The sequence below is a fragment of the Sphingomonas sp. genome, from assembly GCF_032114135.1.
Classification (GTDB): Bacteria; Pseudomonadota; Alphaproteobacteria; order Sphingomonadales; family Sphingomonadaceae; genus Sphingomonas.
On sequence record NZ_DAMCTA010000002.1, the window covers coordinates 484,788 to 510,428 of the forward strand.

At 67.3% G+C, this 25,641-nt stretch carries 22 protein-coding genes; 12 read left to right on the forward strand and 10 right to left on the reverse strand.

Going from position 1 to position 25,641, the window contains the following annotated elements; translation table 11 throughout:
* Positions 1-42 precede the first annotated feature (42 nt).
* On the reverse strand, positions 43-2,463 hold the full coding sequence (locus RT655_RS14300; RefSeq protein ID WP_313537957.1) for an HAD family hydrolase: 2,421 nt from the start codon (positions 2,461-2,463) through the stop codon (positions 43-45).
* A 113-nt stretch (positions 2,464-2,576) separates the two neighbouring features.
* On the opposite strand from RT655_RS14300, the gene RT655_RS14305 reads away from it, so the two are divergent.
* Positions 2,577-2,963 (forward strand): flagellar biosynthesis regulator FlaF, encoded by a 387-nt coding sequence (locus RT655_RS14305; protein WP_313537959.1) that lies wholly within the window; start codon positions 2,577-2,579, stop codon positions 2,961-2,963.
* 382 nt (positions 2,964-3,345) lie between these two features.
* Here the strand turns inward: RT655_RS14305 and RT655_RS14310 are convergent, their stop codons facing one another.
* Positions 3,346-5,220, reverse strand: a complete 1,875-nt coding sequence (locus RT655_RS14310) for a methyl-accepting chemotaxis protein (RefSeq protein ID WP_313537961.1) — start codon at positions 5,218-5,220, stop codon at positions 3,346-3,348.
* Between the two features lie 225 nt (positions 5,221-5,445).
* On the opposite strand from RT655_RS14310, the gene RT655_RS14315 reads away from it, so the two are divergent.
* Positions 5,446-6,843 carry an alginate export family protein gene (locus tag RT655_RS14315; protein ID WP_313537963.1) on the forward strand — a complete coding sequence of 466 codons (1,398 nt, stop codon included), beginning with the start codon at positions 5,446-5,448 and terminating at the stop codon, positions 6,841-6,843.
* A gap of 87 nt (positions 6,844-6,930) precedes the next feature.
* Positions 6,931-7,284: a hypothetical protein gene (locus RT655_RS14320; RefSeq protein ID WP_313537965.1), complete on the forward strand. Its 354-nt coding sequence runs from the start codon at positions 6,931-6,933 to the stop codon at positions 7,282-7,284.
* Between the two features lies 1 nt (position 7,285).
* Here RT655_RS14320 and RT655_RS14325 read toward each other — a convergent pair whose 3' ends face one another.
* Positions 7,286-7,900, reverse strand: coding sequence for a response regulator (locus RT655_RS14325; RefSeq protein WP_313537967.1), 615 nt, complete (start codon positions 7,898-7,900; stop codon positions 7,286-7,288).
* Entirely contained in the window at positions 7,900-10,566 is a 2,667-nt protein-coding gene (locus RT655_RS14330) for a PAS domain S-box protein (protein WP_313537969.1), read from the reverse strand. The genes RT655_RS14325 and RT655_RS14330 overlap by 1 nt, the downstream gene beginning before the upstream one ends.
* A 263-nt stretch (positions 10,567-10,829) precedes the next feature.
* On the opposite strand from RT655_RS14330, the gene RT655_RS14335 reads away from it, so the two are divergent.
* The 3 genes from RT655_RS14335 to RT655_RS14345 all read left to right on the forward strand — a co-directional run bounded on the left by RT655_RS14335 (position 10,830) and on the right by RT655_RS14345 (position 14,015).
* Complete coding sequence (locus RT655_RS14335) at positions 10,830-12,230, forward strand: amidohydrolase (protein WP_313538492.1); 1,401 nt, start codon at positions 10,830-10,832, stop codon at positions 12,228-12,230.
* Positions 12,227-13,537 carry an amidohydrolase family protein gene (locus RT655_RS14340; RefSeq protein ID WP_313537970.1) on the forward strand — a complete coding sequence of 437 codons (1,311 nt, stop codon included), beginning with the start codon at positions 12,227-12,229 and terminating at the stop codon, positions 13,535-13,537. Before RT655_RS14335 ends, RT655_RS14340 begins: the two co-directional genes overlap by 4 nt.
* A gap of 109 nt (positions 13,538-13,646) precedes the next feature.
* Complete coding sequence (locus RT655_RS14345; RefSeq protein ID WP_313537971.1) at positions 13,647-14,015, forward strand: lipoprotein; 369 nt, start codon at positions 13,647-13,649, stop codon at positions 14,013-14,015.
* An 89-nt stretch (positions 14,016-14,104) separates the two neighbouring features.
* Here RT655_RS14345 and RT655_RS14350 read toward each other — a convergent pair whose 3' ends face one another.
* A complete protein-coding gene (locus RT655_RS14350; RefSeq protein ID WP_313537973.1) occupies positions 14,105-16,582 on the reverse strand; it encodes an alkaline phosphatase PhoX in 2,478 nt (825 codons plus the stop codon).
* Between the two features lie 159 nt (positions 16,583-16,741).
* Between RT655_RS14350 and RT655_RS14355 the strand changes: the two genes are divergently transcribed.
* The 3 genes from RT655_RS14355 to RT655_RS14365 are packed head-to-tail and all read left to right on the forward strand — an operon-like array spanning position 16,742 to position 18,176.
* Complete coding sequence (locus RT655_RS14355; RefSeq protein ID WP_313537975.1) at positions 16,742-17,296, forward strand: hypothetical protein; 555 nt, start codon at positions 16,742-16,744, stop codon at positions 17,294-17,296.
* The gene (locus RT655_RS14360; RefSeq protein WP_313537977.1) at positions 17,293-17,748 is read left to right on the forward strand and encodes a hypothetical protein; all 456 of its coding nucleotides are present in this window, start codon (positions 17,293-17,295) and stop codon (positions 17,746-17,748) included. Before RT655_RS14355 ends, RT655_RS14360 begins: the two co-directional genes overlap by 4 nt.
* Complete coding sequence (locus tag RT655_RS14365) at positions 17,745-18,176, forward strand: hypothetical protein (protein ID WP_313537979.1); 432 nt, start codon at positions 17,745-17,747, stop codon at positions 18,174-18,176. Before RT655_RS14360 ends, RT655_RS14365 begins: the two co-directional genes overlap by 4 nt.
* Here RT655_RS14365 and gspD read toward each other — a convergent pair.
* From gspD to gspG, 5 genes are all read right to left on the reverse strand, one after another.
* A complete protein-coding gene (gspD, locus tag RT655_RS14370; RefSeq protein ID WP_313537981.1) occupies positions 18,170-20,272 on the reverse strand; it encodes a type II secretion system secretin GspD in 2,103 nt (700 codons plus the stop codon). The two genes, RT655_RS14365 and gspD, sit on opposite strands and share 7 nt — an antisense overlap.
* A 15-nt stretch (positions 20,273-20,287) precedes the next feature.
* Positions 20,288-21,079 carry a type II secretion system protein N gene (locus tag RT655_RS14375; RefSeq protein ID WP_313537983.1) on the reverse strand — a complete coding sequence of 264 codons (792 nt, stop codon included), beginning with the start codon at positions 21,077-21,079 and terminating at the stop codon, positions 20,288-20,290.
* Entirely contained in the window at positions 21,076-21,426 is a 351-nt protein-coding gene (gene gspI, locus RT655_RS14380) for a type II secretion system minor pseudopilin GspI (RefSeq protein WP_313537985.1), read from the reverse strand. The genes RT655_RS14375 and gspI overlap by 4 nt, the downstream gene beginning before the upstream one ends.
* The gene (locus RT655_RS14385; protein WP_409530281.1) at positions 21,423-21,929 is read right to left on the reverse strand and encodes a prepilin-type N-terminal cleavage/methylation domain-containing protein; all 507 of its coding nucleotides are present in this window, start codon (positions 21,927-21,929) and stop codon (positions 21,423-21,425) included. The genes gspI and RT655_RS14385 overlap by 4 nt, the downstream gene beginning before the upstream one ends.
* A 101-nt stretch (positions 21,930-22,030) precedes the next feature.
* Positions 22,031-22,501, reverse strand: coding sequence for a type II secretion system major pseudopilin GspG (gene gspG / locus RT655_RS14390; RefSeq protein WP_313537988.1), 471 nt, complete (start codon positions 22,499-22,501; stop codon positions 22,031-22,033).
* Positions 22,502-22,546: 45 nt separating this feature from the next.
* On the opposite strand from gspG, the gene gspL reads away from it, so the two are divergent.
* The 3 genes from gspL to RT655_RS14405 are packed head-to-tail and all read left to right on the forward strand — an operon-like array spanning position 22,547 to position 25,622.
* Positions 22,547-23,662 (forward strand): type II secretion system protein GspL, encoded by a 1,116-nt coding sequence (gene gspL, locus RT655_RS14395; protein ID WP_313537990.1) that lies wholly within the window; start codon positions 22,547-22,549, stop codon positions 23,660-23,662.
* Complete coding sequence (locus tag RT655_RS14400; protein ID WP_313537992.1) at positions 23,659-24,159, forward strand: type II secretion system protein M; 501 nt, start codon at positions 23,659-23,661, stop codon at positions 24,157-24,159. Before gspL ends, RT655_RS14400 begins: the two co-directional genes overlap by 4 nt.
* Positions 24,156-25,622, forward strand: coding sequence for an ATPase, T2SS/T4P/T4SS family (locus tag RT655_RS14405; protein WP_313537994.1), 1,467 nt, complete (start codon positions 24,156-24,158; stop codon positions 25,620-25,622). Before RT655_RS14400 ends, RT655_RS14405 begins: the two co-directional genes overlap by 4 nt.
* The last annotated feature ends 19 nt before the right edge of the window (positions 25,623-25,641 follow it).

Consider the following 25,641-nt stretch of genomic DNA (forward strand, 5'->3'; position numbering starts at 1 on the left):
CGGGGGTACCGGTCGCTTCGGGGATAATGCTTAGGTGCGGGGTCACCGCACGCCGGGTGCATGCACCAGCGATGGTTGCCGAACCGTTTCCGCGGGTGCGATTTCGCGGCGTGCAATGGGGCGGAACACCAACGCGAGCATCATCGGCCGATCGTCGCCGCGGGGCGGCGGAGGGACCATCATGAAGGCGAACTCATCGGCGCAGTGGAAGAGATCGGATGACACCTTCTGCATGCCCTCCAGCGAGGGCGAGGCGGCGATCTCGTCGATCCCGGGTTGCTGCTTGTCGGACAGGAAGCGCTCGACCGGCATGAACGTGGCGCTTTCCACCTGCACCCAGTCGAACAGCTGGCCAAACTGTACGCCGACCGAGAAGCGGCAGTCGCCGATCGGAATCGGTGCCAGATAATAGCCGTTGTGCGTGGGCGTGGCGGTGACGTTGCCGGTCGATACGTTGGTCCCGTCAGCGACGATCACCGGCAGCGAGATCGTGCTGTCGACGAAATCCGCGTATTTGAGCGGCAGCCCGAAGCGCTTCTGCGCGAGCAGGGCAAGCTTCACCGGCAAGCCCTCGCCGTGCAGCTCGGCAGGCAGGTACATCCGTTCGGAGCCCTTCATGTAGAATAGGCCGCGCTGGTTCAGGGCACGCCGGGCGACGGAGGGATCGAACAGCGGCACCGTATCATTGACGCCTTCATTGATGTCGTGTTCGAAGTCGGCGAACATCGCCAGTTCGTGCGCCATCGGCAAATACATCAGCCGGCCCAGCACCGACGCGGCGGCGCGGCGCCAGAGCGGGAGCTCGTCGGTCGCGGTGCCGCGCAGCCGCACCCCGGCCTGTTCCCGCTCGAAGCGGAGCACGCCTTCCTGGATGCGCTCGCGGGTTGCGCTCTGGCGGCCCTTGATGCTGTTCGTCGTGCGGATCGGGGTGCCGTCGGCCTCGAAGTCCACGGTCGAGCCCTGCGCGGCGGTGCAGATTTGCTCCAGCACCGCGACATTGGTGGCGATCGCCTCCAGCGTGTGGCAATCGTAGTCGGCTTCGCCGATCAGGCCCTTCTTATCGCCTAGGGTGCGGAACTGTTCGCGGAGCAGCAGATAGCGGCCGGCGACATGCACGCCGAAGCGCTTGCGCAGTAGCGGCTCGACGTCGTTCTGGACCGAGCCGTTATAGCCGAGGTCGACCAGCATCAGCGTATCGCCCGGCTGCGGATCGACCACGTTGCGGACATGCGCGATCAGCCGCTCGGCGAAACCCTGGCCGGCCTTGTTGATCTGCTTGACGCGCTGCGGGTTGCGGATCTCGCCGACGAAGGTGGGGATGCGCGAGCGATCCTTGGGCAGGCTGTTCACGAGTATCCGCGCTTCACCCTGCGGCAGCATCAACTGATGCGCGACCTTCGCAAGATCGCTGCCGATGTCGAACTGTACATAGCGTTCGATCGCGTTGGCATCGGTGAGCGACGAGGCGACGGCGGTGAAGCGGCTGATCTCGACGGCATGGGCAGGGCTGTCGGGCTTCGCGACCTGGTGGACGCGCATCGGCAGCAGGCCGTCGCGCATCATGAACACCCAGTGGACGGTGCCGCCGCGCGCTTCCTGCAGCGCCGCCGCCTCCCGCTGAAGCCAGGCCTCATAGGTATGAAACACCGGACCCATCACCGAAAAGCCGAAAAGCTCGGCAGGATCCTCGATACGCGGCTCCCCCATGGCGATGGCAGCGCGGTGCGGCTGCTGCGCGGCGATGGTGCCCGACTGCAGCGGGTGCAGAATCGCGCTGATCGACGACTCGAGGCGCAGACGCTGCTCGGTCGCTTCGGCAAACTGCTTGAGATGCAGCGTCTGAACACCGAACTTCGCCACACCGGTGACGTCCGCGCTGAAATTGTCGCCGATGTGCAGGATCGTTTCCGGCGCGCATTTTAGCGCCTTGAGTACGTCGGCATAGAGGCCATCGAACTTGGTGCGGTGATGGGTCGACGAGCAGAAGACCTGGTCGATCATGTCTGCCACCTCGTTGCCGGCGGCGCGCGTGATCAGTTCGCGCAGTTGCTTCTCGCCGAGGTAGGTGTCGGACACGATGATCACGCCGATGCCGCGGCGCTTGGCTTCGCGGATCAACGCGACGGTGGGCTCGAAGGCAAAGCAATGCCGTGCCTCGGCGTCCAGCTCCCGCGCGGCTGCCGCTGCGATCTCCGCTTCCGGCGCGTCCGGGTACATCTCGTGATAGATCTGCTCGATCGTCACTTCCTTGTAGCGGTGCTGGACCATCGCCGCGGTGCGCGCGCGCGTTTCCGCCCATTGCCGCTGCAGCACGTTGATGCCCGGCAGCGCGGCGAAAAGGTCGATCGGCGCGTGGCTGTCGCGCCATAGCAGCGTGTCGAAGCAGTCGAGCGATAACAGCTTGATGTTCGCACGCCCGTCTAATGCGGACGGCAAAGCATGCGGAAGGATAAAGTCGGTCACGGTACTGTCCCTGGAAAGCGCCCGCACCGAGGGGACGCAGGAATCTTATAGGAAGACGGCGGACCAACCCGGCAAAATCTTCCTACAATGGCGGCAGGAGCAAAGGAGCGACAATGACGATCAATGCTTATCAGGCTGCCCGGAGCCGGGCCGAGACGCCGCGTGCTGCGGAATTGCGGCTGATGCGCGAGATCACCGGGGAAATGCTGACGGCGCATGAAGCTGGCCTGAAGGGCGCGCTGCTGATGCCGCCGCTGTACCGCAATCGCGAGATGTGGACCGCGTTCATGACCGACTGCGGCGCGCGCGGGAACACCCTGCCGATCGAGCTGCGCGCGAAGATCATCTCGCTGGGCCTCTGGGTCGATCGCTTCACCAGCGACGTGGTCGCAGGGCGCGAGTCGATCATGGAGCTGGTCCAGGTAAACCGCACCATCATGGAAGGTCTGGGCTTCCAGGACCGCGCCCCGGCGCCGCAGGCCACTGCCGCCGCCGCCTGATCCTGCCCGCGCTGAGCGCCGTAAGAGCCTCGGGGTGATCCCCCGGGGCTTTTTCGTATTTGGGGACGGGGCAGGGCGGCTGCACCGGGGATCGAGGGCGCTCGGCGCCACATGCCAGCGGGGGAGAGCGGGAGATGATTTGCCACGGCGCCCGGGCAGGATCCCCAATATCGGCGTCGCCGGACCCCGCCTGCGCGGCGATGCCGCGCAATGCTAGACATTCGGCTGCCCGAGATTTTCGGTGGACAGTGCGCGTACGTTTCCGAAGCATCGCGATTGCATGCGGACGAGGCTCCGGCGGGGCGCCCCGGGAGGGATGCAAACAGGGGCGCCGCGGCATGGCCGGGCGCCCCTGTTGCTGCGTTGAGGTGACGTCAGGCCGTCAGAATGAGGTCCAATCGTCCGAACCCGCCGACACGGTCGCCATCGGCTTCACCGGCGAGACATAACCGCCGCCGCCCGCCGCCCTGGATTTGCTGCCGGCGCGGGGTGCAATCGGCTTGGTGCTGCTGGGCACGCGCGCGCCGCCGACGGTCTTGCCGATGTTAAAACGTTCGGCTTGCTCGGCCAGCGACGCCACCTCGGAGGTGAGGTTGCGCGCTGCTGCCGAGGTTTCCTCCACCATCGCCGCGTTCTGTTGGGTTGACTGGTCCATCGTGCCGATTGTGTCCGAAATCTCGGAAATCGCCGAGGACTGGGCATGGTTGTCGCTGGCGATGCGGCCGAGCAACTGGTGCACCTCGCCGACGTCGCTCGAGATGTTGGACAGCGCGCCATCCACCTTCTCGACCATGCCCACTGCGGTAACGATGTCTGCCTGCGTCGCGGTCAGCTGATCGCGGGCCCGGCCGGCTTCTTCCTCGGCGCGCATCGCGAGCGCGGAGACGAGATCGGCCACGACCGCGAAACCGCGGCCCGCCTCTCCCGCGCGTCCGGCCTCGACCGCGGCGTTCATCGCGAGCACGCGCGTCTGGAAGGCGATCTTGTCGAGGCCTTCGATGACGCTGTCGATGCCCTTGGCGCTTTCGGAGACGCGCGTCATCGCCTGCACGGCTTCGTCGGCGGTACTGCGACCCGACGAAACGACACTGATCGCCTGATCCGCGCGCTGCACGGTGCTCCCCGCGGCGGTGGCGGTGGCTTTCAGCCGCTGGTCCATCTGGGTGACGGCAGCGGCGGTCTCTTCCAGCGCAGCGGCGTTGGCTTCGGTACGGCGCGCGAGGTCTTCGCTCGCCTGCGCGATCTCGCTCGAGCCGGTCCTGATACGCTGGGTCGATGCCGTCACCGATCCGATCAGTTCGCGGAGCGACGCGAGCGCTTCGTTGAGGTTCGCCTTGAGCTCGGCATAGGCGGCAGGGAAATCTGCAGTCACGTCGGCGGTCAGGTCGCCTTGCGCGACGCGGACCAAGCTCTCGCGGACGGTGTTGGTCACCATCTGTTGCTCGGTAGCGGCACGCGCGTCGATCTGCGCGCGTTCCTGCGCCGAGAGGCGGAACTGCTCGACCGCGCGCGCGATTTCGCCCAACTCGTCGCCGCGACCCAGGCTCGGCACCGTGGCCGATCCGCCCTCCGCCAGCGTCTTGGTAACGCGTGCAAGCGCCGCCATCGGTCGGGCGATGGTGCGGTTGATCACCAGCCAAACCACGCCGAGCGCTGCAATCGAAAGCAGCGACAGCCCGATCGTGAGGATCAGCGCGGTCATCGACGAGGCGTTGCCGCGCGCATTGGCTTCCTCGGACGCCTTGCGCAGCGTGTCGAGAATCTTCTGCGCCTGATCGAGCGCGTCGTGCGAACGTTCCTTGCCCTCGCCCTTGATCAGCTTGAGCCCGGCGTCCTTGTCGATCAGGTCGGCTGCGAAGATGCGGCGGTTGGTGTCGTCAAGCTGGCCCTTGATCGTCGTCATCTGCGCGATGTCACCGGCCATCGACGGATCGGCGACGGCAGCGAACGCCTTGATATCCTTGTCCAGCTCGTCAGAGGCGGTGTCGAGGCGCTTCTGCAGCTTGGCACGCTCCTCGTCGGTCAGCGCATTGTAGTGGCTGTAGACGATGATGCGCATTTCTTTGATGTCACTGATCACGTCGCTCATGTTCGACATGCCGGCGACGCTGACCTCGACATGCTTTCGGGCAATGCCGGTCAGGTCACGATTGGAGACCCATCCGTTGATGGCGAGACCAACCAGCAGCAAACCGAGAAAGCTGAACGCCGCCAGCATCTTTTTGGTGAGAGGCCAATCATCGAGAAATGCGAACATGTAGCGTTCCATCGGCATGCTTCGATCGTGTGTCGAAGCGGTTAGGGCGCGCCGTGAAGGCGATGTGCTTCATTATAGGTTGGTTTTCTGGCGCTTCCGCGTGCGGCGATTACGGATGCAGGGTGCCGCGACTTCCGGAAAACCCCGAGTACGCGCTCGCGCTCAGCAGGAAGCGAGTGTTCCATTCTATAAATGCAACCAAAGAGCGGCGGCAGGAGCACGTAGTTGGACGGCTATCGGAATTGCGGAAATGCGTTGCAGAGCATCGGCTTCGCACTGCTTCTTGCGTCGGGTACCGCGCTTGCGCAGACCAAGCCCGCCGCAACGGTGCCCGCGGCTTCGCCTGCCGGTCCCAAACTGAGTATCGAGGGCAGCGTTCGCGCGCGGATGGAAGGCATTGACGGCCAGTTCCGCCCCAAGGTCGACAACAGCATCGCCTTCGCGTCGCTGCGCACCCTCGTGGCCGCGAAGCTTGACTGGGGCGACCTGAACGTCACCGGCGAGTTGCTGGACGCGCGCGGCTATGGCGAAGGGCATAACAGCTCGGTCAAGGCCAGCGACGTCAACACGATCGAGCCGCTCCAGGCGTTCGTCAGCTACAAGCTGCACAATGTCCTTGGCAACCAGAACAGCCTGACCGCCCTGGCCGGCCGCTTCACCATGACCTTCGGTGCCCAGCGCCTGATCGCCCGTGCCGATTTCGGCAACACCTTCCCCTCCTATCTCGGGGGGCGGATCGACTATCGCACCAAGGCAAAGGACGAGTTGGTCCTGTTTTGGACCCATCCTATCGACGCGCTGCCGAGCACGATGGATGGGATCTACGACAACAAGGTCGAACTCGATCACGTCAATACCGGCACGGTGTTCTACGGGGCCGACGGCAACCTCGCCGATGTCGGCCACAGGCTCAGCGTCGGTGGCTATGTCTATCGGCTCGCCGAGCAGGATCGCCCGGGGTATCAGACCCGCAATCGCCGGCTGGTGACATTTGGTTTTCGCCTTCGCCGTGTGCCTGCCAAGGGCAAGTTCGATGTCGAAGCGGAAGCTGCGCTGCAGCGGGGCGAGGCGCGCGCCAGCAACGCTGCGACGGACCGCACCGATCTGGCCGTGCGCGCCGGCTTCGTCCATATCGAAGGCGGGTACACGATGGCCGAGAAATGGGCGCCACGCATCTCGGGCTTCTTCGATTATGCCAGCGGCGACGGCGCCAATCCCGCCTATGGCCGGTTCGATTCGCTGTATGGCGCCCGACGCGCCGATTACGGCCCGGCCTCGTTGTTTGGTCCGGTCGGCCTCGCAAACCTCGTGTCGCCGGGCATTCGGATCGAAGCAAAGCCTTCGAAGCGGCTGGATCTCATGGGGGCGATGCGCGGACTCTGGCTTGCCGACCGCACCGATACGTTCGCCTTCACGAGCGTGCGCGACAAAAGTGGCGCCTCTGGCCGCCACGCCGGCACCGAAGTCGAAGTGCGCGTTCGCCGCGCGCTGATCCCGGATCGCCTCCGCGCCGAAATCGGGGCAGCCTATCTCGCCAAGGGCCGCTTTCTGACGCGCGCGCCGAACGCACCGCACAGCGGCGATGCCCGCTATGGCTATGCCGATTTGGTGTTCAAGTTCTGAACGCCATACGACCGGACCAAAGCGCTACCGGTAGCTATCCGCCACGATCCGGAATATGGTCGGAAACAAACGCGTAACAAAAGGTCGATGGCGATGGTGCTCAACATGCTGGTGATCCTGATGGTCCGCGAAGCCAGCCTGCGCAGCATGCTCGCAGCGCGGCTCGCGCTCTCCGGCATCGACGTCGTGAGCATGGAGCAGGTGGATGCGGGCCGCATCACCCGGCTGGGGGGCACCGCCCCCGTTCTGGTCGCAGATGCGCCCGCGACCGACCAGCATCCCGGCGGGCTCACTGCGCTGGCGGCCGACCCGCTATGGCACCGGCTGATCATCCTGGGGGGGGACGAGACGGTGACGGCACCGCATCTGCATCACGTCACCGCCGAGGAACCCGCCGCCGCCATCGCTGCCCTGCTGCGTGATGGCGGGGCGGTGCACTAGATCAACCCTTGGGGAACAAGCCCGCGGCGAAGGCGATGCGCAGCGCTTCGGACAGGCTTCGGACTTCCAGCTTTTCCATCAGATTGGCGCGGTAGATCTCTACCGTGCGCGGGCTGATGTCGAGCTCATAGGCGATTATCTTGTTCGATCGGCCTTCGATCAGACCCTTCAGAACATCGGTCTCGCGCGGCGACAGCTTGGCGATCTTGCTTTCGGCGGTCGCGGTGCGCGCCGCGGCCTCGCCATCCTCTTCCAGCTTGGAGAAGGCCTGGTCGATCACCTTGAGAAGGAATTCGGCCTCGTAGGGCTTTTCGATGAAATCGAGCGCGCCGGCCTTCATCGCCTGCACCGCCAGGCCGACATTGCCCTGACCGGTGAGAACGATCGGCACAAACTTGGGCGAGCGATCGAGCTTGAGCAGCACGTCGAGCCCGCTGGAGCCGGGCATGTGGAAGTCGAGCAGCACCACACCCGGGTCTAGCTCACCCTCCTGCTCTAGAAATGCATCGCCCGAGCGATAGCCGCGCACGATCAGGTCCGGACGGACCGAGAGCAGGCTATGCAGCGACGCGCGGACAGCATCGTCGTCATCGACGATGTAGATCGTTCGGGTCATTATTCTTCACCTTCTTCGATACCGGGCAAAGTAAAGCGGAACGACGCGCCACTCCCCGGCGCGTTCTCCGCACTCAGCATCCCCCCATGGCCTTCGATAATGCGTTTGCTGATCGAAAGTCCAATCCCCATTCCGCCTGCACCTCCCTTTGTCGTGCTGAACCGCGAAAACAGCGTTTCCAAGACATGTTCGGGAAGGCCCGGTCCGCTATCCGTGACTGTGATCGCTATCATCTGGTCGGGCAGCTTCTCGGACGTGATCGTAATCTGTCGGTCATCAGGCTCCACGAGCTTTAATGCCTGCACGGCATTGCGCAACAGGTTAACCAGAACTTGCTGCACCTGAATGCGGTCGGCAAGGATGAAGCGCGCGGCGGGGTCGAGATGGAAGCTCACCCGCAGGTTGAAGTGCCCGGTGCCGACCAGCACGAGCTCCACCGCGTCGCGCACCGTGCGCTCCACCGATTCCACCCGCATCTCGACTTCGCCGCGAGCAACGAAGGCGCGCAACCGGCGGATGATCTCGCCGGCGCGCTGGGTCTGCTCCGAGCCCATGCGCAGCAAATCGGTGACCCTCGGGCCGCCTTCGCCGCGCTCGATCAACATGCGTGCGGCGGCGAGGAAATTGGCGGTGGCGCTCAATGGCTGGTTGAGCTCGTGCGCGAGATCGGCCGCCATTTCGCTCATTGCGCTCTGGCGCGAGACGTGCGCGATCTCGTTGTTGAGCGCGCTCAGCCGCTGTTCGGTGGCAACGCGCTCGGTGAGATCGCGGACGAACACGGTGATCAGCAGATGGCCGTCGCTGCGTGCGGCGCCTGCGCGCATCTCCGCCGGGAAGCGGCGTCCATCGGCAGTCTGCGCGGTACCGACCAGCACTTCGCCGACCAGACCTTCCCCGGTCTGGACGAAGCGGTGAAGCACTTCCTGGTCTGTCTCCACCTCGTCGGGGGGGATCAGCAGGGTGAAGTCGCGGCCGACCACTTCCGACGCGCGATAGCCCCAGAGCTCCTCCGCCGCGGCGCTGAACTGCAGGATCGATCCGTCGCCGGAGAGCACGATCATCGCATCCGGCACCGTTTCCAGCACCGTGCGCAATTGCGCTTCGCGTCGGCGCAGCGCCCCCTCGTGCTCGTCGCGCTCGGTGATGTCGAGTGCGGCGCCGACGACGCGGATCAGCGCACCGGCCGAATTGTAGAAGCAGCGCGCCGAGCCCTCCAGCGTGCGCTCGGTACCCTTGCAGCCGGTGAGCCGGTAGCGGAAGGAAAAGCGTTCCGCTCGTTCGGCGATGGCTTCGACCACCGTCGCGCGGAGGCTTTCGAGGTCGCTCGGCTCGATAAGTTGCTTCCAGGATTCGAAGCTGGAGAGCGATCCCGGCGGCAGCCCCAGCCGCTGCTCGGTGCCTGGCGACCAGTTGATGTGATCGCTGCCGACGTCCCAGTCGAAGATGCCGAGTTCGTGCGCAGCGGTGGCCTGGGCAAGCCGCTCCTCGCTCGCGCGCAGCGCGCGCAACGCCGAGACGCGCTCGGAAATGTCGAGGATGCTGTGGACGACGATCGCGCCGCGGGTGGGGGTGGCGGAGCGCAGCAGCCGCTCGATGACATGGAGGTCGCTGCCGTCCTTGCGCTGCTCGATTAGCTCCTGCGCGCCATCGGCATCGGGCAGGGCATAGCTGCTGTTCCAATTGGGGCATTGGGCGCGCAGCAGCATGTAGAGATTTTCGCCCAGCGCCTCGGCCTCGGTCCAGCCATAGAGCTGCTGGCAGCCGAGCGACCAATGGATGATGCGGCCGCGCGCATCGGTCATCACCACGGTCGCGCCGTCCAGCGCGAGACTCAACTCGGCGCGGGCGACCTGCTCGCGGCCGACACGATGTACCGCCCAATAGGAGATCAGTCCGATTGCCAGCACGTTGAACAGCCCCAGCACCAGATGCCCGGTGATCGGTTCGCCTTGCGTACCGCGCTCGAGCAGCAGCTCGATGGTGGCGGGGAGGGCGGGCAGCAGAATCGCGCCGGCCACCACCGTCTTGATCGCGACGGGATCGGAGCGCTCGATCCGGCTCGAACGCAGGCCGTCCACCCGCCAATGCCCGAGCAGGATCGCGGCGGTGAGCGACAGTGCCATGATCGTGCCAGGCAGCGACGCGCGCAGACTGACATTCACCATCGACGGGTCGTTCGACAGCATCACGCCCGTCACCGAAGCGAGCGCAAGCGCAAGCGGCGCGATCGCCATGAGGGGCGCCACTTCGCGTAGCAGGCGCCACTGGCTCCGCGTGGCAAGCGCCGAGAGGGGCAGCATCAGCAGGAACACGATCGCGTTCACGCCGGGGCGCCCGGCATGCTGTAGCCCCAGCGCAGCGACCCGCTGGGGGAACAGCAGTGCGCCGATATCCAGCCATGGCGCCAGCACCGGCTGTAGCGTGGCGATTACCCCGATCGCCATCGAGGTGAGATAGAAGGGCAACGCAAGCTGCGGCCGGCCGGCCTGATCGGTCAATATGCCCGAGGCGATGCAGGCATAACCCAGCGCGGCCACCGGCCACATCGGATAGGTGTGAGGGAGAAACCGCTGCAGGATCGATATGTCGAGCGCCCAGCCCGCCAGCGTGGCAAGGCCGCACAGCAACGCGATCGCGGCCAGAACATTGGCCGTTGTCTCGTGCATGGTCGACGCGCCTCGGTGCGCCGCAGATCGATCTATTCTTCCAACGTGCAAACTACCTGCCCCTGCACAGGTCGAAGCCGAGGCTACGATTTGCTCAGCATCGGTTAATTTTGCGCGAAAAGCCATAGGGTGATGCACGGATTTCCGCCGATTTCGTCATCGCTTTCCTGCAGGTCCTTGCCAAAAGTCACGGCGGCGGCAATCAATTGGGCGGGGACCATCACGAGAACATCCGGGAGACACGCTTGATCCGAAGCTTCGCCATGGCGGCCGCCTGCGTCGCCCTAACCGCCTGTGGGGGAAGCGGCGGCAAGCCTGCCAGCGCCTCCTCGACGCCCGCGCAAAAGGGGCCGGGGCAGGGCAAGGGGTATAATCACGATCCCTATCCTTCCACCTATCGGCCCTATTCCGGCGTGCCGACGCTGCTGACCAACGTCACCATCCTCGACGGCGAAGGCGGCCGGATCGACAGGGGGGCGGTGCTGTTCCGCGACGGCAAGATCGTCGCCATCGGCCAGACCCTCACCGCCGAGGCGGGCGTGACCGTGATCGATGGGCAGGGCAAGTACGTCACCCCTGGCGTGATCGACATCCACAGCCATCTCGGCGACTATCCCTCGCCGGGCGTGGATGCGCTGTCCGACGGCAACGAGGCGACCGGTCCGGTCACCGCCGATGTCTGGGCCGAACACAGCGTCTGGCCACAAGATCCCGGTTTCAGCCGTGCGCTCGTCAACGGCGGCGTGACGACGCTGCAGATCCTGCCGGGCTCGGCCAATCTGTTCGGCGGCCGCTCGGTGGTGCTCAAGAACGTCTACGCCCGCACCATGCAGGGGATGAAATTCCCCGGCGCGCCCTATGGCCTGAAGATGGCGTGCGGCGAGAACCCCAAGCGCGTCTATGGCAGCCGCGGCCGCGAGCCCTCCACCCGCATGGGCAACATCGCCGTCGATCGCCAGACCTGGGCCAAGGCCGCCGAATACAAGCGCCGCTGGGACAAGTACGAGAAGGACGGCGGCGAGGCACCGGGCAGGGACATCGCGATGGACACGCTGCGCGGCGTGCTCGAAGGCGAGATCCGGGTGCAGAACCACTGCTACCGCGCCGACGAAATGGCCAATGTCATGGATATGGCCAAGGAGTTCGGTTACCACGTCTCGGCATTTCACCATGCGGTGGAAGCCTACAAGATCGCGGATCTACTGAAGGCCAACAATACCTGCGCCGCGGTTTGGGCGGACTGGTACGGCTTCAAGATGGAATCCTACGACGCGGTGCCGGAGAACCTCGCCATCCTCGAAAAGGAAGGCGCCTGCGCGATGATCCATTCGGACGACGCCAACGGCATCCAGCGGCTCAACCAGGAAGTCGCCAAGGCGCGCGCCTCGGCGATTCGCGGCGGCTTCGACGTCTCCGAGGCGACGGCGTGGAAATGGCTGGCGATCAACCCGGCGATTGCGCTGGGCATCGCCGACAAGACCGGCAGCCTGAAACCGGGCAAGATGGCGGACGTGGTGCTGTGGAACGGCAATCCGTTCAGCGTCTACACTCGGCCGGAGATGGTGTGGGTCGATGGGGCGCTGCTCTACGACGCCAAGGATCCCAAGCGCCGTCCGGTTTCCGATTTCGAGCTCGGCCAGCCGGGCGAGGGGGATGTGAAGTGAGCAAGACCCTGTTTCTCGCTGCGGTAGCCTGTGTGGCGCTCGCGGGACCTGCAATGGCGCAGGATGTGGCGATCACCAACGCTAAGCTGGTGATCGGCGACGGTTCGGCCCCGGTCGAGGGCGGCACGGTGGTGGTGCGCGGCGGCAAAGTTGTCGCGGCGGGCCGCGGCGTCGCGGTGCCGGCCGGTGTCACGGTGGTCGATGTCGCCGGGCGCTATGTCACGCCGGGCATCTTCGCGGGCTTCACACGGATGGGCATCGTCGAGGTGGACGGCGTCGGGGTGACCAACGACTCTGCCGCCGGCAGCTCTCCGTTCAACGCCGCGCTGGATGTGACGCCCGCGGTCAACCCGCGCGCGACGCCGATCGCGATCAACCGGGCGGACGGCGTCACCCGCGCCGTCGTCGCGCCGGACGTCAGCAAGGGATCGATCTTCGCCGGCCAGGGCGCGGTGATCGACACCCGCAGCGACCTCCACGAAGTTGCCCGCCCGCGCGCCTTCCAGTTCATGGAATATGGCGAGAGCGGCGGTCGCGTCGCCGGGGGCAGTCGCCCGGCGGCGATCGCGATGCTGCGCAACGCGATGCTGGAAGCGCGCGACTATGCCCGCAACCCGGCGAGTTTCGCCGATCGCGGCAAGGATGCGCTGCTCACCCGCGCCGATGCAGAGGCGCTGGCGGCCGTGGTGCAGGGCAAGGTGCCGCTGCTCGTCCATGTCGAGCGCGCGTCGGACATCCTGGTGCTGCTCCAGCTCAAGCGCGAGACGCCGGGGCTGAAGCTGGTGCTGGTCGGCGCGACCGAAGGCTGGACGGTGGCCCGGGAGATCGCCGCAGCCGGGGTGCCGGTGCTCGCCAACGCGCTGAACGATCTGCCCGCGAGCTTCGAGCAACTGGCGGCGACCCAGTCGAACATCGGCCGGATGCAGGCGGCGGGCGTGGTCGTCGGCGTGGGCACGATCAACGACGACGAGGCGCGCCAGGCGCGGCTGGAGAAGCAGTTCGCCGGCAACTTGGTGGCGCTGACCCGCGTGCCCGGTGCGACCGGGCTCAGCTGGGACGCGGCATTCGCGGCGATCAGCTCCAAGCCCGCAGAGGCGATGGGCATGGGCGAGGCGTATGGATCGCTCAAGGCCGGCCGCGCGGGCGACGTGGTGGTGTGGGACGGCGATCCCCTGGAAATCGGCAGCATGCCGGTGAAGCTGTATGTCGACGGGATCGAGCAGCCGCTCACCACCCGGCAGACCCGGCTGCGCGATCGCTATTGGAAGCCCGAGGAAGGCGCACTGCCCAAGGCGTATCAACACTGATTGGAGGCGTTCCATAGGGAACCTTCACGATCGCAGAAATTTGGGCGGTCAGGTGGAACGGGCCCGGCGTAGCGGGATGCGCGCGCCGGGCGATCAGGAGTATCGAACGATGCGGAAACATATCCTTCTCCCCGCGCTGGCGATGCTGGCGCTGGCGGGCTGCAACAAGGGCGGCGAGGCGACCGGCAACGCTGCGGCGGACAATGCGGTCGAGAGTAATGCGGTGGTTGCGAACGGTGCCGCCGGGAGCAATGTCGCGGCGCAGGTGATCGCGATGAACGATGCCCAGCGCAACGTCGTCTTCATCCGCGCGATCATGGATGCCGGGCTGAAGTGCGACCATGTCGAAAGCTCGCAGCGCCTGGACGACCAGGACGGCAACCCGATGTGGCGTGCCAATTGCAGCGGCGGTGTCGCGCACATGGTCACGATTACCCCCGACGGCACGGCCAAGATCGTCAGCCGCAACGATCGGTAAGCGGCAACGCCCCGACGGGGCGCCGTTCGGACGCACAAAAAAGGGGAGGCCGTTGGGCCTCCCCTTTTCTATTTGGAAAGCGTCGGGCCTCAGAGGCCGACGACGCCGCCGTCGTTCTTGGTGATCACCACCACCGCCGAGCGCGGGCGCAGGGTCGGGGCGACGGTGCCGCCGGCCTGGCTGTCCGGCCAGTGGCTGGTCGGTGCGGCCGGCGTGCCGCCCTCGCCAGGGTGCTGGATGCCGACGAACAGCGTGCGGCCGTCGGGCGTCGAGTCCACGCCGGTGATTTCGCACTCGATGGGACCAACCAGGAAGCGCCGCAGATTCGCACCCGGCGCCGCCCCGATGCGGGTGGCTTGGGTGGCGGTCGCACCGCCCGCGCCGGTGTTGGTGATCGTGCGCGCACCGCCGTCGCCCACCTTGCCCGGCTGGGCGGCAAGCATCATGCAGTTGGTCACGTCGGTATAGGCGCCGTCGTCGGTCTGCAGCCACATGATCGGCTTGACCTGCCCACCGGCATGGGTGGCGCGGGCGAAGGCCATGCCGTCGGGGCTGGAGAAGTCGTTGCTGTCGTCGAGCGACGAGAGGTTGATGTTGGTCTTGTCCAGATCCGCACCAGCGCCGAAGGCGAAGATGTCCCAGGTGAAGCTGGTCGCTTCGGTGCTGGCTTCCTTCATGCGGATGACATGGCCGTTCGGATTGCCGTACTGCGCGGTCTGCGCCGTGCCATAGGGGTCGTTATAGTGGCGCGGGTTGGCGGCATCGGTGCCGTTCAGCGGACGTCCGGCGGCGTTGTTGTTGGTCAGCGTGACATAGATGTCCCCGGTAACCGGGTTGACCGCGGTCCATTCCGGACGGTCCATCGGCGTCGCGCCCACCACATCGGCGGCGAGGCGGGCGTTGACGAGCACGTCCGCCTGATCGGCAAAGGCATAGGTTGCGCTGCTGCCATCGATGCCGTTCTGACCGAAGACCAGCGGCAGCCAGGTGCCGGTGCCGTCGGCGGCGAACTTGGCGACGTAGAGCGTGCCGGCGTCAAGATACTTGTCGCCCATCGCCAGGCGATCGGTGGCGTTGGCATCGGCCGCGACCCACGCGGTCGCCGAGACGAACTTGTAGATATATTCGCGGCGCGAATCGTCGCCCATGTACCAGGCCGGCTTCCTGCCGACGACGAACGCACCGGGCCAGCAGCCTTCGTGGCCCAGACGGCCGAGCGCGGTGCGCTTGCGCGGCGTCGAGGTGGGGGCATAGGGATCGATTTCGACGATCCAGCCGAACTGGTTGGGCTCGTTGCGGAAATCGTCGGTCGCGGTGCCGGTGCCGGCGCGCGCGTCCCAGCGGCGGAACAACGTGTTGGTGGAATCGGCGGCGACGACGGTGGACCAGCCATAGCTGCCCGTGCTGCTCGTCACGCCATAGCGGCTGAGCGCCGTGATCTCCTTCGCGGTGCGGTTCGCGGTGTCGCCGCTGCGGCGGAAATAGCCGGCCCAATTCTCTTCGCAGGTAATCGCGGTACCCCAGGGCGTGGTGCCGTTGGCGCAGTTGTTGATCGTGCCGCGGCCCGCGACGCCGGTCGGCGAATAGACCGTGCGGAGCAGCGCCGAGCCCTTGGCGGGGCCGCTGAACGCCATCGCCGTCGCGGGCGTGATGCGGCGGTTATAGGCCGAATCCTGCTTGACGCTCCAGGCGCGGCTGACGCCTTCGCTCGCTTCGGTGACCGACACGCCGTGGCAGTCGATTTCCTTCTGCGCCTCGGCTTCGGGGCGGACACCGCCGACGCTGGTCGCGCCAGCGACGTGCAGATATTGCTGGTTGATGTTCTCGTGGTTCTGCACGAGCAGGCCGCGGGTCGAGCTGTTCGCGTCGCGGGCAGTGCCGTCGGCGCTCAGGCCATACCAGTACAGCGCGTCGCCATGATCGCCGATGCGCTGCGCGAAGTTGGTGTCGGTGCCATCGTTCTTGTAGGCGGGCACGCTCGCGGCGATCGGATCGCCGGTGCGGTTGATCACGCCCACGGTGTAGCCGGCGGGCACGGTGACGACGTCGAGCTTGTTCTTGGCGACGGCGGAGAAGCCGAGGGCGGCCGGGCTCACCGTCACGGTGGTGGTGGCACTGCTCGACTTGCCTGCGGTGTCGGTCGCGGCAAACTGGAAGGTCAGCACGGTGTCCGCCGAGACGACCGGTGCGATGAACGTCGGATTGCGGGTGGCGGGATCCTTGAGGGTGACGGTCGGGCCGCCGGTCTGGGTCCACGCGATCGATGCCACACCCTTGTCGTCCGTCGCGGTCGCGACCAGCGTGACGGTACGGCCGGACGTTGTGGTGGTGGCCGCGCCTGCGTTCACGGACGGCGGGGTGTCGCCATCGCCCGCCGATACCTTGTCGTCGCATGCCGCCAGCAGCGAACCGCCCATCGTCGCGGCGACGATCGCGCTCGAACCGCGCAGCAGCGTCCGGCGCGAATAGCGCTGGTCCGCAAGTTCGTTGAGCGTTACGGCGTCGCTGCGGTTGGTGTCCACGTCGCCATCGGTATAGCCGAACGGCGACTCGATCAGGTCGGTCATTGGATTCCCCTCTGTTGCCGGGCCTGCGCGTCCCGGTACCCACCTGCCCATGGGGCGTCCGCGTGAAACGGTGATGGATTTCACGTTACCGATTGGGGGCAGGTTGACGGCGATCATGTGACACTTGCCAAAGGGGTATCCGCGGCTAAGCGAGGCCGGATGACCTTGGACGCCGGAAATCGCGATCCTTCGCTGCCCCCGAGCCTCGCTACGCGCCTGGCCGAATGGGTGCAGGATCGACGTCGTGCCAGGCCAGCGGATCAACACGATACCACGCACGTCGGCGGTCCCCGCTGGGTGACGCCGGCGCTGGCGATATTGATCGCCGCGGGTCCGCTTGCCACGCTGCTGGGCGCAACGTTGCTCGCCCGAGCCGCGGAACACGAAACGCAGCGGATCGAGGTGTCGCTGGTGCCGCACCGGAACACCGCGCAGCGACACGAGGCGGCGCATGCGATATTGTCGGCTGCGATCCTGCGCCCCGGCCCCGCTGCGCTGCTCGACGGCGTGGCGACCGGCCTGCCTCCGGATGCCGCATTGGTCCGCGCCGAACGTGGGGCCGACGGCACGCTGATGCTCGAAGTGTCGGTCAGCGATCCCGATGCGCTGCGTAGCGCTCTGCGCAGGGTGCCCGCCCTGGCCGCGCTGCGCGATGTGCGGCAGCAGGAGGGCGAGGGGCGGACGCTGGTGCTGCTCCGCCAGGTGGCGCCATGAACAGGCGCCCGATCCTCTGGGGGGTACTGATCGGTCTGGTGTCTGCCGCGCTGCTCGCGCCCTGGACGGGGTCCGCGCTCGGGCGCCTCGCAAAGGCGCGCGCGGGCCTGGCGTCCGCCATAGCGGTGACGAAGGTGCCGGCATCGGATACTGCCGTTCTCAAGCCTGACCTGACCATGGCGGGCGTTGACGCGACCGCCGCGATCCGCGGCCGGGTGGAGCGGCTGGCGCATGGCGGCGGCGTGCTGGTCGAAACGGTACTGCCGACCGCCGCCCCGGCACCGCTGGTGATGGTGCAGCTTCGTGTATCGGGTCCGGAAAAGGCAGTCCTCGCGCTTGCTGATGCGATCGAGCGCGATCGCCCGCTGCTGCGCTTCCGCAGCTGGCGGGTGGAAGCTGCGGAAGGCGGTGGTGTGCGTCTCAGCGGTGTGCTGGTGGGAGCGCTGCGATGATGCAGCGTGCGCCGATCCTGGCGCTGGCCGGCGCCGCGCTGGTGGCGGTCGCGCTGCCCGTTGCCTTGCTCCGCGCGGGTTCGACTCCGCCGGTCCGGGCGGCACGCGCGCTGCCGCTGCTTGCTGCGCCCCCCGAACCGCCGCTCACCCATGTCTTCGACCGGCCGCTGTTCACCGCGCCCGCTGCCGAAAGCGCGACGTTCCCGCCCGACGCGCCGCAACTTACCGGCATCGTCGGCAGGCTCGGCAGCGATGCGGTCGCGCTGGTCCGCACCGCGCAGGGGAGCAGCCGCAGCCTCGCTATCGGCGACAGCGTGGATGGCTGGCGGCTCGACTCGCTCTCGATCGACGCCGCCTTGTTTAGCCGGGGCGGCCAGCGGGCCCGCGTACCGCTGCCGGCGGCAGACCCCGAGCCGGCGGCTCAGTAAATCCCGTCGATCTCCACCTTCAGTCGTGCCGGCGGCGGCGCGAGCAGCAGGCTGTTGCGCTTGGCGTTATCCAGTTCTTCGGCGCGGAGACGCGCATAGCGGTCCTTGGTCGCGGCGCTCGCATCGGCGCCGTCGCGCAGGATCGTCGGCTTGAGGAAGATGAACAGCGTGCGCTTCTGGCGCTGCTCCCGCCGGCTTTTGAAGAGTTCGCCGATCAGCGGGATATTCCCGAGCACCGGCACTTGCTGGCGCGTGTCCTGATAATCGTCGGCGGTGAGGCCGCCGAGCACGATCGTCGACCCGTTATCGGCCAGCACGGTGGTGTTGATCGCGCGCTTGTTGGTGATGATGTCGGAGGCCTGCGACACGGTGGTGCTCGCAATGGCGGAGGCTTCCTGGTTCACCTGCAGGCGGATTGTGTCGCCGGCGTTGATGCGCGGCAGCACGCGCAGGGTGATGCCCACGTCCTTGCGCTCAATCGTGTTGTACGGCGTCGCCGAACTGGAGTTGGTGAGGATCGAGCCGGTGACGAACGGCACGTTCTGACCTGCGATGAACTCGCCCGCGACATTGTCCAGCACGGTGATCTGCGGCGTCGACAGCAGATTGGCGCGGGTGGAAGTGCCCAGCGCCTGGAGCAGCACGGAGAAATCGTCACCGATCTTGAAATTGGCGGTCAGCCCGCTGGCACCGGTGCCGAGGAGCGATCCGGCCGGCACGCCCAGCGCGGAAAGGATCGCGCCGAGCGAGGCGCCGCCGGCATTGAATGACGTGCCGGCGCCGGTAACCCTGTCCAGCACCGCCCCGCTGGTGCCGAGCTGCACCGCCAGCGCCTCGGCATCGTCACCGGTGATTTCGGCGATTGCCGCTTCGATCAGCACCTGCGGCCGACGCACGTCGAGGTCCCGGATCAGTGTCTCGATCGAGCTGATCGCGCTGGGCGCGCCGCGGATGACGATCGCGTTGAGTTCTGGGGCGGGCTGCACCGTCAAATCGGGGGTGGAGAAGCCCTTGGGCGTCTTCGGCGTGGTCGACTGCATCGTCGGCGTGGTGGTGCCGGTGGCGGCCTGCACACCGGTGGCGGCGGTACCGCTGATCGAGCCTGTGGCGCCGGCCAGACCGGCCATCCCGGTCGCGCCGCTCGCAAGGCTGTTCTGGCTTTGTGACGTCAGTCGCGCAAAGGGGTTGCTGGCGCCGGTGGACAGGCTGTTGGCGACGGGATTGTCGGTGGTGTCACCCAGGCCAAGCACTCCGCGGAGCACGTCGGTCACCGTCTCGGCATCGGCATAGTTGAGCCGGAACATGCGGGTGATCGGGGTGGACCCGCCCGGCAGATCGAGCGAAGCGACGATGCGGCGACCTTCGGTCACCGAGGCGAGCGTGCCACGCAGGATCACGGTGTTGCTGCGCTCGTCCGCTGCGACGCGGGTGCCGCCGCCCTGCTCACCGCCCAGCACATTCTGCACCGCCTGCGCGACCGCAGGGGCGCTGCCGTTCTTCAGCGCGATCGCGGCAAAGGTCGCGCCGCCGCCCCCGTCGAGCTGACGAATGATCGACTCGATGCGGCGGACATTGTCGGCATAGTCCGTGATGACGACGGCGTTGGGCGCGGTCAGCGGCTCGACGCTGCCAAAGCTCGCCACCAGCGGCCGAGCGATGCGTGCGGCGTCCGCCGAGGGCACGTTGGAGAGGCGAACCATCCGCGTCATCAATTCCTGCCCGGCAATCCCGCGCGCCGGCACACCCCCGTCGCGGACCGCATTGGCCGCAGGAACAACGCGCCAGGCGCGGCCCGAGCGCACTGCAGCATAGCCATTGGCGCGCAGCACCGATTGGAAAAGATCCCACACCCCATTGGGCGTGAGCGGACTTGACGAGGTGACGGTCACCACGCCCTTCACCGCCGGATCGAGGATGAGCGTGCGGCCGGTGATGCGCGAGATCTGATCGGCGACGTCGGCGATCTCTACCCCGCGCATGTTGATCACCACATCGGCGGCGTCCTGCGGCGCGGCGGCGGTCTGGGCGGCGACCAGCACCGGATCCAAGAGCATCGGCGCAAGCACGAGGCAGGCGAGGGCGGGGCGAATCTTCACGCGGTTTTCTTTCATCTAGCGCAGCGGGACGGTCAGCGTGATTCGCCGTCCGTCGCGCAATATCTGGATCTGGGCCGAGCCGGCGGCCTGCGCGGCGGCGAAGGCGGCGTTGGCGGCCTGGGTGTCGGTCATCTGGGTGCCGTTGACAGAGGTGATGACGTCACCCGTCTGCATTCCCGGCGGCCCGTTGGCGCCAATGCGGAAACCGTCTGGAGTCTGGATGGCGCCCAGCTTTTGCAGTGCTGCAGCACTATTGCCCGGCAGCTCGGCCGGCGGCGGCAGGCCCGAACCCGCACCGGGCGGCGGCGCCTCGCCCGCCGGGGCTGCGGCGGCGGCCTGGCGCTGCTCGGGGGAAAGGGACGGGTCGGGGAACGCGAGAAATTCGCGGTGGCCCCCATTGTCGAGGAGTATGCGATTGCGCTGGATCGCGGCGATGGTTGCGCCCTCGACTTGCTGGCCGACCTGAAACGCGGTGGCCGGGGCGCCGGCAACCTCGATGAAGGCGGTAGAGAGACTTGCCGGAATTGCGGCCACGATGCCCTTCAGCTCGAGCGGCAACGCGGTCGGCTGCGGCGCATCGACGACCATCGCCTTGCCGAACGGCGCGAGCGCGATCGCGGGCGCCATGTCCGGCGCGACGGCCGGGCCGCTGCGGCCCGAAGGCACGGTGATTGCGCCGGTGCTCGCGTGACCGGCGATCCGCCAGGTGAGGCCGGCAAGCGCAACGGCGACCGACACGACCATCGCGCCGGTCAACAGATCGAGTGCGGTGCGGGTCTGACGCGGGGTGAGGGCGGGGCGTGTCATCCCTTGCGTCCGTCCACGAAGCCGTCGAGCGATGCAAGCGGCGTCTTTTCGGTCAGCGGAAACACGCTGATGCGAATGCGGACGATTTCGGGATCCTGCGTGCTGCGCTTGTCGACCGAGATCCGCCAGCGTTCGCCCGACATCTCGACCTGCGCTTCGCCAGGTATCCCGGCTTCGAGTTCGGCGAGCCGGTTCTCCGCCACCCACATCGCGGCTGCGCGGCGCTCCACGCCGCGTGTCGAATCGATATGGCTTTGCACCGTGCGCATCAGCCCAACCGTGGCGATCGCCAGCACGGCGAGCGCCACGAGCGCCTCGATCAGCGAGAAGCCGCGGTCGTCGCTCATCGCGCGTTCGTCGGCGTGGTCGTGGGGGCGGGGATGGCGCTGGCGGTCAGCCCATCGTACCGGACCAGCCAGCGCTGGCTGCCATTGTCGATCGACGCAGCCATCGGCTTGCCCGATCCGTCGACCCCCAACACCACCGGCGGGCGCGTGTCGAGCGTCAGCGTGATGCCGCCGGGCAGGGTGTGCGGCGCGAGCGCGCCGTCGGTCCGCGCGGCCATCCGGCCGTTCGTACCGATCGTCGCGAAGCCATAGCCATGTTTTTCGGCGGTGAATGCGACCAACCTGTCGCCGAGCATCGCATCGTCGGCCGCCGCCTGCAGCCGCCCCGCGAGGCGCCGCGCTTCCGATTCGACGCTCGGCTTGCGGCTGGCGGCACCGATACCCAGGGTCACCGCACCGGCGGCGACGCCGATGATCGCGAGGACGATCAGCATCTCGATCAGCGTCATGCCGGTTTGGCCGGGCGCGACGGTAAAACCCCCCTCCCGCTTGCGGGAGGGGATGGGGGAGGGTGCGACGGGGAAGAAGCGCCGATTCGATCCAGCCCCTCCCCTAGCCCCTCCCGCAAGCGGAAGGGGAATGCAGAACATCCCCCCGGCTGGCATCAGCCCTTGCCTTCGATGTCGGCGTCGATGCCTTCGCCGCCCGGCTTGCCGTCCTTGCCGAACGAGCGGATCGTGAACCCGCCGCCTTCGGACTTGTACTCGTACGGCTTGCCCCAGGCGTCGAGCGGCGGTGCGGAGAGATAGCCGCCCTGCGCCCAGTTCGCCGGTACCGGCGGGACGGTGGGCTTTTCCACCAGCGCCTTCAGGCCCTGATCGGTGGTGGGATAATCGCCATTGTCGAGGCGGTACATCTTCAGCGCGCCTTCGATGCTGGAGATGTTGCCCTTGGTGGTGGTTACCCGCGCCTCGTCGGGGCGGTTGATCACGTTTGCGGTGATGAGGCCCGCGACCACCGCAATGATCACGAGAACGATGAGCATCTCGATCAGCGTCAGCCCGGCTTCGTGCTCGCCGATCTGGCGGAGCTTGCGCGGGGCGCGCTGCGATGCGATGTCACAAAATGGTTTCAAACTTATGCGCATCCCTGCCTCATGCGTCCTACCCATGAAGCTTCTGTGACACACGGTGCCCGAGCGCCGGACCTGCCGCCGCCGCACGCCGGGGGTGTGTGGACGCTGGCGGGCGACCGCCTGATCATAGTCTCCGAGGAGGGACCCGCAACCATCCTTGTGCCGACCGAGCGGGTGCGGTTGCTCGCCATCGACCTGCCGTTGCCGAATCGCGCCCGCCGGCTTGGGGCGCTGCCCTTCGCGATCGAGGACCAGGTCGCCGAGCCGATCGAATCGCTCCACCTGGCGTTGGGCGCGCGGATAGCGCCGGGCGATATGCCCCATCGCTACCTCGTCGGCGTCGTGCGCGCCGAGGCCATGGCCGAGTGGGTCGCGCTGGCGGAGGCGAACGGCCTCGGTGCCGCGCCGATGGTTCCGGATGTGCTGCTGCTGCCGCGTCCGGCCGAGGGTTGGGCGGTGGAGGTGCGCGACGGGCGTGCGCTCGTGCTCGCGTCCGACGGCACCGGATTCGCCCTGCCGGTGGCGCTGCTCGGCTCGGCGTGGGACGCGGCCGGGCGGCCACGCATCCACCATCTGGGCGAACCGCTCGGCGGGGATGTCGAGGCGTATGCCACGACGCCCGATCTGCGAAGCGCCGACGCCCGCGCCGACGTCGCGGTAGCCGAGCTGGACCTGCGGCAAGGTATGTTCGCCGCACGGCGCGAGCGGGTATCCGATGGCTGGCGGCGGCTTGGCTGGATCCTGGGGATCGGTGCGGCGGCGCATATCCTGATTGCGGGCGGCGATGCGCTTATGCTCCGCGTTATCGTCGATCGTCGGGCTGCCGAAACCCGCGCGCTGGTCGCGGTGGCGGCACCTGGCACCGATCTTACCGGTGATCTCAAGGCCAAAGTCACCGACCTGTTGCCAACCGGCGCCGGCCGTGCGCCCGATCGCTTCGTCCCGCTGCTGGCGCGAGTATCGTCCGCCCTTGGCCCGCTTGCGGGCAGCATCGCGGTGCGCGCCATACGCTATGAAGGCAGCGTGCTGACGATGGAATGCGAGCCCGGGGCACCCGATCTCGCAGCACGTATCGCCGAGGCGCTCCGTGCCGGCAGAATTCAGGGGCAAGCGACGGCCTCGCCAGACGGCTCCGTTCGTATTACGGCGAGCGCGGCATGAGCGATTTCCTCCGCACCCAGCTGCCGACGCTCGACGCCGGCCTGTCCCGCACGGGCAATTGGTGGCAGGCACGCAGCCCGCGCGAGCGGACGATGCTCGCCGGTGTCGGTATCTTCCTCGCGGCGATCCTGCTGGTCTACGGCGTGGTGAAGCCGATCCAGGGCGCGCGGGCCGCGGCGCTGGCCGACATCCGCACCTATGAGACGCTCAACGCCCGGATCCGCGCGGCGGGGACGCTCAGCGCGGTCAAGCCGCCGCACCGCAGCGGGCCGCCCGAGGTGATCGTCACCGAGTCCGCAGGCACCTTTGGGGTGGTGCTGACGACTGCGCTGGTCGCAGGCGGCGTGCGTGCAAGCGTGGCGGATGCGAGCTATGATTCGCTCGTCCACTGGCTGGCGGACGTGACAACGACCAGTGACTTGCGCATTCGCCGCGTCACCCTGCAGCGACTTGGTGCGCCGGGCCATGTCTCCGCCACCGTGGAGCTTGCCCAATGATCCTCGAAATGCCGACCTTGCCCTACAACTTCGCGCGCCGCCACGGCGTGCTGCTGCGCGAGACGCCGCACGGGATCGAGTGCGTCCACCGCGCCGATGCGCCGCTCGACGGGCTGCTCGAAGTCCAGCGCCTGGCCCCCGGCGCGCGCTTCGTGCGGCTGGAAGGCGCGGCCTTCGATACCGCGCTGGGCCAGGCCTATGGCGGGGCGGGGGGCGCCGCCGCCGATATCGACTTGGGTGACATGGACCTGGCGGCGCTGGCGGACAGCGCAGCGAGCGTCGACGACTTGCTCGACACCCGCGACGACGCACCGGTGATCCGGCTGATCAACGCGCTGCTGCTGGAGGCGGTGAAGGAAGGCGCGTCGGATGTGCATGTCGAGACGCAGGAGAAGCGGCTCGTCATTCGCTTCCGCATCGACGGCGTGCTGCGCGACATGATCGAGCCGCCGCGTGCGCTGGCGCCGCTGCTGGTCAGCCGCATCAAGGTGATGGCCAAGCTCGACATCGCCGAGCGGCGCGTGCCGCAGGACGGCCGCGTCACGCTGCGCATCGGTGGGCACGACGTCGACGCGCGCGTCTCGACCATCCCCACCCAGCATGGCGAGCGGGTGGTGCTGCGTCTGCTCGAGAAGGGCTCGCTCAAGCTCGACCTGTCGGGCCTCGGCATGAGCGACCGCGACCAGGCGGTGTTCGGCCGGCTGCTCGAGCGGCCGCACGGCATCCTGCTCGTCACCGGGCCGACGGGCTCGGGCAAGACGACGACGCTCTACACCGCGCTGACCCGGCTCAACGATCGCAAGCGCAACGTCATGACGGTCGAGGACCCGATTGAATATGAGCTGCCCGGCGTCGCGCAGACACAGGTCAATGCGCGCACCGACATGACCTTCGCCCGCGGGCTGCGCGCGATCCTGCGCCAGGATCCCGACGTGATCATGATCGGCGAGATCCGCGACCAGGAGACCGCGCAGGTGGCAGTGCGCTCGGCGATGACCGGGCATTTCGTGCTCTCGACGTTGCACACCAACAGCGCGGTGGGATCGGTGACCCGGTTGATCGACATGGGCGTGGAGCGCTATCTACTCGCGCCGATGGTCGTCGGCTTGTGCGCGCAGCGGCTGGTACGGCGGCTGTGCCCGACCTGCCAACGCGACGACGTGGCGACTGAGGCGGATTCGCTGCTGCTCGGCGGAGCATTGCCGGTGGGGGCGCCGGTATGGCGCGCGGTCGGCTGCGACCAGTGCCATGACGAAGGCTATCGCGGCCGGGCGGGCCTGTACGAAGTCGTAGCGATCGACGACGCCTTCCAGAAGCTGATCCATGACGGCGCCAGCGAGGCGGAGATCGAACGGCATGCGCGGGCGGAGAACCCCAGCCTGCTCGACGACGGTGTAGCCAAGCTCCAGGCCGGGGTGACCACGGTGGAGGAAGTCGCCCGCGTCGTGAGGGACGAGGCGTGAGTGTGCCAAAGATCCTCCC